This is a genomic window from Neisseria mucosa (assembly GCA_003028315.1).
Taxonomy (GTDB): domain Bacteria; phylum Pseudomonadota; class Gammaproteobacteria; order Burkholderiales; family Neisseriaceae; genus Neisseria; species Neisseria mucosa.
In genome coordinates this window covers 2,040,407-2,049,416 of the sequence record CP028150.1, presented here as the reverse complement: position 1 = coordinate 2,049,416, position 9,010 = coordinate 2,040,407, and the positions used below count along the sequence as shown (strand labels likewise).

Annotated in this window: 20 protein-coding genes; all 20 read left to right on the top strand. The window is 41.9% G+C overall.

Annotation, left to right across the window (positions count from 1 at the left end):
* The 20 genes from NM96_10330 (at position 1) to NM96_10235 (ending at position 8,946) form a co-directional block, all read left to right on the top strand.
* A complete protein-coding gene (locus NM96_10330; GenBank protein AVR79659.1) occupies positions 1 to 834 on the top strand; it encodes a 50S ribosomal protein L2 in 834 nt (277 codons plus the stop codon).
* A gap of 5 nt (positions 835 to 839) precedes the next feature.
* Positions 840 to 1,118 (top strand): 30S ribosomal protein S19, encoded by a 279-nt coding sequence (locus NM96_10325; protein AVR79658.1) that lies wholly within the window; start codon positions 840 to 842, stop codon positions 1,116 to 1,118.
* Positions 1,119 to 1,126: 8 nt separating this feature from the next.
* Complete coding sequence (rplV, locus tag NM96_10320) at positions 1,127 to 1,456, top strand: 50S ribosomal protein L22 (protein ID AVR79657.1); 330 nt, start codon at positions 1,127 to 1,129, stop codon at positions 1,454 to 1,456.
* A gap of 9 nt (positions 1,457 to 1,465) precedes the next feature.
* The gene (locus NM96_10315; protein AVR79656.1) at positions 1,466 to 2,161 is read left to right on the top strand and encodes a 30S ribosomal protein S3; all 696 of its coding nucleotides are present in this window, start codon (positions 1,466 to 1,468) and stop codon (positions 2,159 to 2,161) included.
* On the top strand, positions 2,145 to 2,561 hold the full coding sequence (locus tag NM96_10310) for a 50S ribosomal protein L16 (GenBank protein AVR79655.1): 417 nt from the start codon (positions 2,145 to 2,147) through the stop codon (positions 2,559 to 2,561). Before NM96_10315 ends, NM96_10310 begins: the two co-directional genes overlap by 17 nt.
* Complete coding sequence (locus tag NM96_10305; GenBank protein ID AVR79654.1) at positions 2,561 to 2,752, top strand: 50S ribosomal protein L29; 192 nt, start codon at positions 2,561 to 2,563, stop codon at positions 2,750 to 2,752. The genes NM96_10310 and NM96_10305 overlap by 1 nt, the downstream gene beginning before the upstream one ends.
* Positions 2,752 to 3,015 carry a 30S ribosomal protein S17 gene (locus NM96_10300; GenBank protein ID AVR79653.1) on the top strand — a complete coding sequence of 88 codons (264 nt, stop codon included), beginning with the start codon at positions 2,752 to 2,754 and terminating at the stop codon, positions 3,013 to 3,015. Before NM96_10305 ends, NM96_10300 begins: the two co-directional genes overlap by 1 nt.
* A 225-nt stretch (positions 3,016 to 3,240) precedes the next feature.
* Positions 3,241 to 3,609 (top strand): 50S ribosomal protein L14, encoded by a 369-nt coding sequence (locus tag NM96_10295; protein AVR79652.1) that lies wholly within the window; start codon positions 3,241 to 3,243, stop codon positions 3,607 to 3,609.
* A gap of 11 nt (positions 3,610 to 3,620) precedes the next feature.
* Positions 3,621 to 3,944, top strand: a complete 324-nt coding sequence (locus NM96_10290; protein ID AVR79651.1) for a 50S ribosomal protein L24 — start codon at positions 3,621 to 3,623, stop codon at positions 3,942 to 3,944.
* 9 nt (positions 3,945 to 3,953) lie between these two features.
* Positions 3,954 to 4,493, top strand: a complete 540-nt coding sequence (locus NM96_10285) for a 50S ribosomal protein L5 (GenBank protein ID AVR79650.1) — start codon at positions 3,954 to 3,956, stop codon at positions 4,491 to 4,493.
* 2 nt (positions 4,494 to 4,495) lie between these two features.
* The gene (locus NM96_10280; protein AVR79649.1) at positions 4,496 to 4,801 is read left to right on the top strand and encodes a 30S ribosomal protein S14; all 306 of its coding nucleotides are present in this window, start codon (positions 4,496 to 4,498) and stop codon (positions 4,799 to 4,801) included.
* Positions 4,802 to 4,815: 14 nt separating this feature from the next.
* Positions 4,816 to 5,208 (top strand): 30S ribosomal protein S8, encoded by a 393-nt coding sequence (locus NM96_10275; protein ID AVR79648.1) that lies wholly within the window; start codon positions 4,816 to 4,818, stop codon positions 5,206 to 5,208.
* 13 nt (positions 5,209 to 5,221) lie between these two features.
* Positions 5,222 to 5,755: a 50S ribosomal protein L6 gene (locus NM96_10270; GenBank protein ID AVR79647.1), complete on the top strand. Its 534-nt coding sequence runs from the start codon at positions 5,222 to 5,224 to the stop codon at positions 5,753 to 5,755.
* A gap of 13 nt (positions 5,756 to 5,768) precedes the next feature.
* A complete protein-coding gene (locus NM96_10265; protein ID AVR79646.1) occupies positions 5,769 to 6,122 on the top strand; it encodes a 50S ribosomal protein L18 in 354 nt (117 codons plus the stop codon).
* A gap of 17 nt (positions 6,123 to 6,139) precedes the next feature.
* A complete protein-coding gene (locus NM96_10260; GenBank protein AVR79645.1) occupies positions 6,140 to 6,658 on the top strand; it encodes a 30S ribosomal protein S5 in 519 nt (172 codons plus the stop codon).
* Positions 6,651 to 6,836: a 50S ribosomal protein L30 gene (locus NM96_10255; protein ID AVR79644.1), complete on the top strand. Its 186-nt coding sequence runs from the start codon at positions 6,651 to 6,653 to the stop codon at positions 6,834 to 6,836. Before NM96_10260 ends, NM96_10255 begins: the two co-directional genes overlap by 8 nt.
* Position 6,837: 1 nt before the next feature.
* Positions 6,838 to 7,272, top strand: a complete 435-nt coding sequence (locus tag NM96_10250) for a 50S ribosomal protein L15 (GenBank protein ID AVR79643.1) — start codon at positions 6,838 to 6,840, stop codon at positions 7,270 to 7,272.
* Between the two features lie 13 nt (positions 7,273 to 7,285).
* On the top strand, positions 7,286 to 8,590 hold the full coding sequence (locus NM96_10245) for a preprotein translocase subunit SecY (GenBank protein AVR80322.1): 1,305 nt from the start codon (positions 7,286 to 7,288) through the stop codon (positions 8,588 to 8,590).
* A gap of 4 nt (positions 8,591 to 8,594) precedes the next feature.
* Positions 8,595 to 8,813: a translation initiation factor IF-1 gene (locus NM96_10240; GenBank protein AVR79642.1), complete on the top strand. Its 219-nt coding sequence runs from the start codon at positions 8,595 to 8,597 to the stop codon at positions 8,811 to 8,813.
* 19 nt (positions 8,814 to 8,832) lie between these two features.
* On the top strand, positions 8,833 to 8,946 hold the full coding sequence (locus NM96_10235; GenBank protein AVR79641.1) for a 50S ribosomal protein L36: 114 nt from the start codon (positions 8,833 to 8,835) through the stop codon (positions 8,944 to 8,946).
* The last annotated feature ends 64 nt before the right edge of the window (positions 8,947 to 9,010 follow it).

Below are 9,010 nucleotides of genomic sequence, written 5' to 3'. Positions count from 1 at the left end.
ATGGCAATCGTTAAAATGAAGCCAACTTCTGCAGGCCGTCGCGGCATGGTTCGCGTGGTAACAGAAGGTTTGCACAAAGGTGCGCCTTATGCACCTTTGCTCGAAAAGAAAAATTCTACTGCCGGTCGTAACAATAATGGTCATATCACCACTCGTCACAAAGGCGGCGGTCATAAACACCATTACCGTGTTGTAGACTTTAAACGTAACAAAGACGGTATCCCTGCAAAAGTAGAGCGTATCGAATACGATCCTAACCGTACTGCTTTCATTGCACTGTTGTGCTATGCAGACGGTGAGCGTCGCTATATCATCGCTCCTCGCGGTATTCAAGCCGGTGCTGTATTGGTTTCCGGTGCTGAAGCTGCCATCAAAGTAGGTAACACTCTGCCGATCCGCAACATTCCCGTTGGTACGACTATCCACTGTATCGAAATGAAACCTGGTAAAGGTGCTCAAATTGCACGTTCTGCCGGCGCTTCTGCGGTATTGTTGGCTAAAGAAGGCGCATACGCTCAAGTCCGTCTGCGCTCTGGCGAAGTTCGTAAAATCAACGTAGATTGCCGTGCAACCATCGGTGAAGTCGGTAACGAAGAGCAAAGCCTGAAGAAAATCGGTAAGGCCGGTGCCAATCGTTGGCGCGGTATTCGTCCGACCGTTCGTGGTGTTGTCATGAACCCTGTCGATCACCCGCATGGTGGTGGTGAAGGTCGTACCGGTGAAGCTCGCGAACCGGTTAGCCCATGGGGTACTCCTGCTAAAGGCTACCGCACTCGTAATAACAAACGCACGGATAACATGATTGTTCGTCGTCGTTACTCAAATAAAGGTTAATTAGTATGGCTCGTTCATTGAAAAAAGGCCCATATGTAGACCTGCATTTGCTGAAAAAAGTAGATGCTGCTCGTGCAAGCAACGACAAGCGCCCGATTAAAACTTGGTCTCGTCGTTCTACCATTCTGCCTGATTTTATCGGTCTGACCATTGCTGTACACAACGGCCGCACCCATGTGCCCGTGTTTATCAGCGATAACATGGTTGGTCATAAATTAGGCGAATTCTCATTGACCCGTACCTTTAAAGGCCACTTGGCTGATAAAAAGGCTAAAAAGAAATAAGGTGAATCATGAGAGTAAATGCACAACATAAAAATGCCCGTATTTCAGCTCAAAAAGCTCGTTTGGTAGCTGATTTGATTCGCGGTAAAGACGTTGCCCAAGCTTTGAATATTTTGACTTTCAGTCCTAAAAAAGGTGCTGAGTTAATTAAGAAAGTATTGGAATCAGCTATTGCTAATGCCGAGCACAATAACGGTGCCGACATTGATGAGTTGAAAGTGGTCACTATCTTTGTTGACAAAGGTCCAAGCTTGAAACGTTTCCAAGCTCGTGCCAAAGGTCGCGGTAACCGCATTGAAAAACAAACTTGTCATATCAATGTGACAGTGGGCAACTAAGGAAAAGCTATGGGACAAAAGATTAACCCTACAGGCTTTCGCCTGGCGGTAACTAAAGACTGGGCTTCAAAATGGTTTGCTAAAAGCACCGACTTTTCTGCTGTTTTGAAACAAGACATTGATGTTCGTAACTACCTGCGTAAAAAATTGGCGAATGCTTCTGTTGGTCGCGTAGTTATTGAACGTCCTGCAAAATCTGCACGCATTACCATCCACTCTGCCCGTCCAGGCGTAGTAATTGGTAAAAAAGGTGAGGATATCGAAGTTCTGAAACGTGATTTGCAAGCCTTGATGGGCGTGCCTGTTCATGTGAATATCGAAGAAATCCGTAAACCTGAATTGGATGCACAAATTATTGCTGATGGTATTGCTCAGCAATTGGAAAAACGCGTTCAATTCCGCCGTGCTATGAAACGCGCTATGCAAAATGCTATGCGTTCAGGAGCAAAAGGTATCAAGATTATGACCTCAGGTCGTCTGAATGGTGCAGATATTGCTCGTAGCGAATGGTATCGTGAAGGTCGAGTACCTCTGCATACTTTGCGCGCAAACGTAGATTATGCAACTAGCGAAGCTCATACTACTTATGGCGTGCTGGGTCTGAAAGTTTGGGTCTATACTGAAGGTAATGTAAAGACTTCAGCTAAACCTGAGCATGAAAAGAAACAAAGAAAGGCAGGTGGACGTAATGCTGCAGCCAACTAGACTGAAATACCGCAAGCAACAAAAAGGTCGCAATACTGGTATTGCTACCCGCGGTAACAAAGTAAGTTTCGGTGAGTTCGGTTTGAAAGCCGTTGGTCGCGGTCGTTTGACTGCCCGCCAAATCGAAGCTGCTCGTCGTACAATGACTCGCCACATTAAACGTGGTGGTCGTATTTGGATTCGTGTATTCCCTGATAAACCAATTACTGAAAAACCTATTCAAGTTCGTATGGGTGGCGGTAAAGGTAACGTGGAATATTACATTGCCGAAATCAAACCAGGCAAAGTGTTGTATGAGATGGACGGTGTTCCAGAGGCTTTGGCTCGTGAAGCATTTGAATTAGCTGCTGCCAAATTGCCTATTCCTACGACCTTTGTAGTAAGACAGGTAGGTCAATAATGAAAGCAAATGAATTGAAAGACAAATCTATTGAGCAATTAAATGCAGATTTGTTGGACTTGTTGAAAGCTCAGTTTGGCTTACGTATGCAAAACGCAACTGGTCAATTGGGTAAGCCAAGCGAATTAAAACGTGTACGTCGCGATATTGCTCGTATTAAAACCATTTTAACTGAAAAAGGTGCTAAGTAATGAGCGAAAATAAAAATGTTCGTACTTTGCAAGGCAAAGTGGTAAGCGACAAAATGGACAAAACTGTGACAGTATTGGTTGAGCGTAAAGTAAAACATCCTCTGTACGGTAAAATTATCCGTTTATCAACTAAAATCCATGCCCATGATGAAAATAATCAATATGGAATTGGCGATGTTGTAGTAATTGCGGAATCTCGTCCACTGTCAAAAACCAAATCTTGGGTTGTTAAAGAACTGGTTGAGAAAGCACGTACTGTTTAAAATTTAAGACAGTTAGCTTTAATAAGAAACGAAGTGTTGCGCCAAAGTGAATTTGCGTGTAAACTTCGTTTCTTATCTTTCAGTTTCTTCTGGAAGTTTCTTCCCCTCGGGATCCAAGACTGGTTTACTAGAACCGTGATGGTTTCATTTAGTTAGCTCAATTGAAATAAGTGGGCGAGTTATATGAAAATGGTAAATTAAGTTGGTTAATTTAAAGGTACTAATATGATTCAAATGCAGACCATCTTAGATGTGGCTGATAACTCTGGTGCGCGTCGTGTGATGTGCATCAAAGTGTTGGGCGGATCTAAGCGTCGCTACGCTTCTGTTGGCGATATTATTAAAGTCGCAGTTAAAGATGCGGCCCCGCGTGGTCGTGTTAAAAAAGGTGATGTATACAATGCAGTTGTTGTTCGTACTGCTAAAGGTGTGCGTCGTCCTGATGGTGCGTTGATTAAATTCGATAACAATGCCGCCGTGTTGTTAAACAATAAACTTGAACCTCTGGGTACCCGTATTTTTGGTCCGGTAACCCGCGAGTTGCGTACTGAGCGATTTATGAAAATCGTTTCATTGGCGCCTGAAGTGTTATAAGGAATAGCGCGATGAATAAAATCATTAAAGGTGACCAAGTTGTTGTGATCACTGGTAAGGATAAAGGTAAGCAAGGTCAAGTAGTTCGCGTATTGGGTGGTAAAGTTGTTGTTGAAGGTGTTAACGTTGTAAAACGTCACCAAAAACCTAATCCGATGCGTGGTATTGAGGGTGGTATTGTTTCCAAAGAAATGCCGTTGGATATTTCTAATGTCGCAATCCTGAATCCGGAAACTAATAAAGCAGACCGTGTTGGTATTAAACTGGTTGAGAATGAAGGCAAAATTAAGCGCGTTCGTTTCTTCAAATCAAATGGCTCTGTTATTGGAGCATAAGGAGATAACATGGCTCGTTTGAGAGAGTTTTATAAAGATACAGTTGTTCCTGAACTGATTAAACAATTTGGTTACAAGTCAGTAATGGAAGTTCCCCGTATTGAAAAAATTACTTTAAATATGGGTGTCGGAGAAGCTGTTGCTGATAAAAAAGTTATGGAGCATGCGGTATCTGACTTAGAGAAAATTGCTGGTCAAAAACCAGTCGTTACTGTTGCTCGTAAATCTATCGCAGGTTTTAAGATTCGCGATAATTATCCTGTCGGTTGCAAAGTAACATTGCGCCGTGATCAAATGTTTGAATTCTTGGATCGTTTGATTACTATTGCATTACCTCGTGTACGTGACTTCCGTGGTGTAAGTGGCAAATCATTTGATGGTCGTGGTAATTACAACATGGGTGTTCGCGAGCAAATCATTTTCCCGGAAATTGAATACGATAAAATTGATGCTTTGCGTGGTTTGAATATTACTATTACAACTACTGCAAAAACTGATGAGGAAGCTAAAGCTTTATTGTCACTGTTCAAGTTTCCGTTTAAAGGATAATCATGGCTAAGAAAGCACTTATTAATCGTGAACTGAAACGTCAAGCTCTGGCGAAAAAGTTTGCAGCCAAACGTGAGGCAATTTTTGCTGTTATTAATGATGCGAATGCAACTGAAGAGGAGCGTTTTGAAGCTCGTCTGAAATTCCAATCCATTCCGCGTAATGCAGCTCCTGTACGTCAACGCCGTCGTTGTGCTTTGACAGGTCGTCCTCGTGGTACTTTCCGTAAATTCGGTTTGGGTCGTATTAAAATCCGTGAAATCGCTATGCGTGGCGAGATTCCCGGTGTTGTTAAAGCTAGCTGGTAATAGGAGTATTAATAATGAGTATGCATGATCCTATTTCCGATATGTTGACTCGTATTCGTAATGCGCAACGTGCCAATAAGGTAGCAGTTGCCATGCCTTCCTCTAAATTAAAGTGTGCAATTGCAAAAGTCTTGAAAGAAGAAGGTTATATCGAGGATTTTTCGGTTTCTGCTGATGCGAAGCCGGTATTGGAAATTCAATTGAAATATTATGCAGGCCGTCCTGTGATTGAGCAAATTAAACGTGTTTCACGTCCAGGTTTGCGTATTTACAAAGCTTCTAGCGAAATTCCTAATGTTATGAATGGATTGGGTATCGCTATTGTTAGTACTTCTAAAGGTGTGATGACTGACCGTAAGGCTCGTTCTGAGGGCGTCGGCGGTGAGTTGTTGTGCATCGTAGCCTAGTGGAGAAAAGTAAATGTCACGTGTCGCAAAAAACCCAGTGACTGTTCCTGCTGGTGTAGAAGTAAAATTTGGAACAGAAGCATTGGTTATCAAGGGTAAGAATGGTGAGTTGGTCTTTCCTTTGCATTCTGATGTCGCCATTGAATTAAACGATGGTAAATTAACTTTTGCTGCAAAAAATGACAGTAAGCAGGCAAATGCTATGTCAGGTACTGCTCGTGCATTAGTTAATAATATGGTTAAAGGTGTTTCAGAAGGTTTTGAGAAAAAACTACAATTGATTGGTGTGGGTTACCGCGCTCAAGCTCAAGGCAAAGTTTTGAATTTGTCTTTGGGTTTTTCTCATCCAATCGTATATGAAATGCCTGAAGGTGTTTCTGTTCAAACTCCTAGCCAAACAGAGATCGTTTTGACTGGTGCAGATAAACAAGTAGTTGGTCAAGTCGCTGCTGAAATTCGTGCATTCCGTTCTCCTGAGCCTTATAAAGGTAAGGGTGTTCGTTATGTAGGTGAAGTGGTAGTGATGAAAGAAGCCAAGAAAAAATAATTGAGGTTCACTAATGGATAAACATACAACCCGACTCCGTCGTGCACGCAAAACCCGTGCACGTATTGCGGACTTGAAAATGGTAAGATTATGTGTGTTCCGTAGCAATAATCATATTTATGCTCAAGTAATTAGTGCTGAAGGTGATAAAGTATTGGCTCAAGCCTCTACATTGGAAGCTGAAGTGCGTGGTAGTCTGAAATCTGGTGGCAACGTCGAGGCGGCTGCAGTAGTAGGAAAGCGCATTGCTGAGAAAGCTAAAGCAGTAGGCGTAGAAAAAGTTGCTTTTGATCGTTCAGGTTTCCAATATCACGGTCGTGTGAAAGCTTTGGCTGAAGCTGCACGTGAAAATGGTTTAAGCTTCTAATAATTGGAGACTTTCAGATGGCAAAACATGAAATTGAAGAACGTGGTGACGGCCTGATTGAAAAAATGGTCGCAGTTAATCGCGTGACTAAAGTAGTTAAAGGTGGTCGTATCATGGCTTTCTCTGCGCTAACTGTTGTTGGTGATGGGGATGGTCGTATTGGTATGGGTAAAGGTAAGTCAAAAGAAGTGCCGGTAGCTGTTCAAAAAGCAATGGATCAGGCTCGTCGCTCTATGATTAAAGTACCTCTAAAAAATGGTACGATTCATCATGAGGTTATTGGACGTCATGGCGCTACTAAAGTCTTTATGCAACCCGCTAAAGAAGGTAGTGGTGTAAAGGCAGGTGGTCCTATGCGCTTAGTTTTTGATGCTATGGGTATTCATAACATTTCTGCTAAAGTGCATGGTTCTACAAACCCTTATAACATTGTACGAGCTACATTAGACGGCTTGTCTAAGTTATATACACCTGCTGATATCGCTGCTAAACGTGGCCTAACAGTGGAAGACATTTTGGGAGCAAACCATGACTGAGCAAAAAAAGATTAAAGTTACATTGGTGAAGAGCCTGATTGGTACAATTGAATCTCATCGTGCATGTGCTCGTGGTTTAGGTTTACGCCATCGTGAGCATACAGTAGAGGTTTTAGATACCCCTGAAAACCGTGGTATGATTAACAAAATCAGCTACTTGTTGAAAGTGGAGTCTTGATATGTTTCTAAATTCTATTCAACCTGCTGAGGGGGCTACCCACGCTCGTCGTCGTGTAGGTCGTGGTATCGGTAGTGGTTTAGGTAAAACTGGTGGCCGTGGTCATAAAGGTCAAAAAAGCCGTTCTGGTGGTTTTCATAAAGTAGGTTTCGAAGGCGGTCAAATGCCTTTGCAACGTCGCCTGCCAAAACGTGGTTTCAAATCTTTGACTGCTGCTGCTAACGCTGAGATTCGTTTGAGTGAATTGAACTTACTCGCTGTGAATGAGATTGATGTATTAGTTCTCAAGCAAGCTGGGTTGGTTCCTACAACTGTTTCCAATGTGAAAGTTATTGCCTCTGGTGAGCTTTCAAAAGCTGTTGTCCTGAAGGGTATTAAAGCCACTAAAGGGGCTAAAGCAGCAATTGAAGCTGCTGGTGGTAAAGTGGAAGAATAAGGCTTGCATTATAGTGGCTAATCAACAATCTTTATCAGGCTTGTCCAAATTTGGAGATCTGAAAAAACGTCTAACGTTTCTTTTAGGGGCGTTAGTTGTTTTTCGTATTGGTGCCCATATCCCTGTACCTGGCGTAGATGCTGTTGCTTTAGCTAAATTATACGAAAGCGCTGGGAACGGCATACTAGGCATGTTGAACATGTTTTCTGGTGGTTCGTTAGAGCGCTTTAGTATATTTGCAATTGGTATCATGCCTTATATTTCGGCATCGATTATTGTTCAGCTTGCTTCTGAGATTGTTCCTTCTTTAAAAGCTTTGAAGAAGGAAGGTGAGGCTGGTAGGAAAATAATTACGAAATATACTAGGTATGGGACGGTATTATTGGCTGTATTGCAAAGCTTTTGGGCTGCATCATCTGTCTATAAACAAGGTGTTGTTGTAACGACTGCGCTTGAGTTTTATATTTCTACAGTAGTCTGTTTGGTTACTGGTACTATGTTTCTGATGTGGTTAGGGGAGCAAATTACCGAGCGTGGTATTGGTAATGGTATTTCTTTGATCATTACAGCAGGCATTGTATCGGGTATCCCATCCGGTTTAGTTCAGTTATTAACTTTGTCTGAACGTTCTATGTTGATGGCAGTATCAATTGTGATTGGTATTTTGCTGTTGATCTATGCTGTAGTTTATTTTGAGAGTGCTCAGCGTAAAGTTCCTGTGCATTATGCGAAACGCCAAATTGGTAGTGGTGTAATGCAAGGTTCTAATACGCATATGCCCTTTAAGTTGAATATGGCAGGCGTCATTCCTCCTATTTTTGCGTCAAGTATTATTTTGTTTCCATCCACTTTGTTAAGCTGGTTTGGTTCTAATGATACAGGTAGTTTGTTGCATAAAATTGCTGGTTTGCTTCAGCATGGGCAAGCTTTATATATTTTGTTATTTACAGTGACAATTATTTTCTTCTGCTATTTTTATACAGCCTTGGTTTTTAGCCCAAAAGAAATGGCAGAGAATTTGAAGAAAAGCGGTGCTTTTGTGCCGGGAATTCGACCTGGTAAGCAAACTTCTCAGTATCTGGAGCAGGTTGTATTGCGCCTCACTTTGTTTGGTGCATTATATATTACAACTATTTGTTTAATTCCAGAATTTTTGACAACAGCTTTGAATGTTCCTTTTTATTTGGGTGGTACATCTTTACTGATTTTAGTCGTGGTGACAATGGACTTTAGTACCCAAATTAACTCTTACCGCATGACTCAGCAATATGAGAGTTTAATGAGCGGTCTTGATATGAAATCTTTATCACGTAAGTAGAATTATGGCTAAAGAAGATACCATACAAATGCAGGGGGAGATTCTTGAAACTCTACCTAACGCAACTTTTAAAGTAAAGCTTGAGAATGACCATATTGTATTAGGTCATATTTCCGGGAAAATGCGTATGCACTATATCCGGATCTCTCCTGGGGATAAGGTGACGGTAGAACTGACACCTTATGATTTAACTCGGGCTCGGATAGTCTTCCGAGCTAGATAAAACGATATAAGGAAAGATAATGCGTGTACAACCGTCTGTAAAGAAAATTTGCCGCAACTGTAAGATTATCCGTCGTAATCGAGTGGTTCGTGTAATTTGTACTGACCCTCGTCACAAACAACGTCAAGGTTAAGGGAACTTTTCTTTTAGCAAGACTTTGTGGTATAGTGACGAACTTTGCCGTTTAAAGGAAAAAA

Bases quoted from the DNA above. Each gene is read 5' to 3' on its own strand.
- NM96_10330 (AVR79659.1), top strand. From the start codon at position 1: ATGGCAATCGTTAAAATGAAGCCAACTTCTGCAGGCCGTCGCGGCATG.
- NM96_10325 (AVR79658.1), top strand. From the start codon at position 840: ATGGCTCGTTCATTGAAAAAAGGCCCATATGTAGACCTGCATTTGCTG.
- rplV (AVR79657.1), top strand. From the start codon at position 1,127: ATGAGAGTAAATGCACAACATAAAAATGCCCGTATTTCAGCTCAAAAA.
- NM96_10315 (AVR79656.1), top strand. From the start codon at position 1,466: ATGGGACAAAAGATTAACCCTACAGGCTTTCGCCTGGCGGTAACTAAA.
- NM96_10310 (AVR79655.1), top strand. From the start codon at position 2,145: ATGCTGCAGCCAACTAGACTGAAATACCGCAAGCAACAAAAAGGTCGC.
- NM96_10305 (AVR79654.1), top strand. From the start codon at position 2,561: ATGAAAGCAAATGAATTGAAAGACAAATCTATTGAGCAATTAAATGCA.
- NM96_10300 (AVR79653.1), top strand. From the start codon at position 2,752: ATGAGCGAAAATAAAAATGTTCGTACTTTGCAAGGCAAAGTGGTAAGC.
- NM96_10295 (AVR79652.1), top strand. From the start codon at position 3,241: ATGATTCAAATGCAGACCATCTTAGATGTGGCTGATAACTCTGGTGCG.
- NM96_10290 (AVR79651.1), top strand. From the start codon at position 3,621: ATGAATAAAATCATTAAAGGTGACCAAGTTGTTGTGATCACTGGTAAG.
- NM96_10285 (AVR79650.1), top strand. From the start codon at position 3,954: ATGGCTCGTTTGAGAGAGTTTTATAAAGATACAGTTGTTCCTGAACTG.
- NM96_10280 (AVR79649.1), top strand. From the start codon at position 4,496: ATGGCTAAGAAAGCACTTATTAATCGTGAACTGAAACGTCAAGCTCTG.
- NM96_10275 (AVR79648.1), top strand. From the start codon at position 4,816: ATGAGTATGCATGATCCTATTTCCGATATGTTGACTCGTATTCGTAAT.
- NM96_10270 (AVR79647.1), top strand. From the start codon at position 5,222: ATGTCACGTGTCGCAAAAAACCCAGTGACTGTTCCTGCTGGTGTAGAA.
- NM96_10265 (AVR79646.1), top strand. From the start codon at position 5,769: ATGGATAAACATACAACCCGACTCCGTCGTGCACGCAAAACCCGTGCA.
- NM96_10260 (AVR79645.1), top strand. From the start codon at position 6,140: ATGGCAAAACATGAAATTGAAGAACGTGGTGACGGCCTGATTGAAAAA.
- NM96_10255 (AVR79644.1), top strand. From the start codon at position 6,651: ATGACTGAGCAAAAAAAGATTAAAGTTACATTGGTGAAGAGCCTGATT.
- NM96_10250 (AVR79643.1), top strand. From the start codon at position 6,838: ATGTTTCTAAATTCTATTCAACCTGCTGAGGGGGCTACCCACGCTCGT.
- NM96_10240 (AVR79642.1), top strand. From the start codon at position 8,595: ATGGCTAAAGAAGATACCATACAAATGCAGGGGGAGATTCTTGAAACT.
- NM96_10235 (AVR79641.1), top strand. From the start codon at position 8,833: ATGCGTGTACAACCGTCTGTAAAGAAAATTTGCCGCAACTGTAAGATT.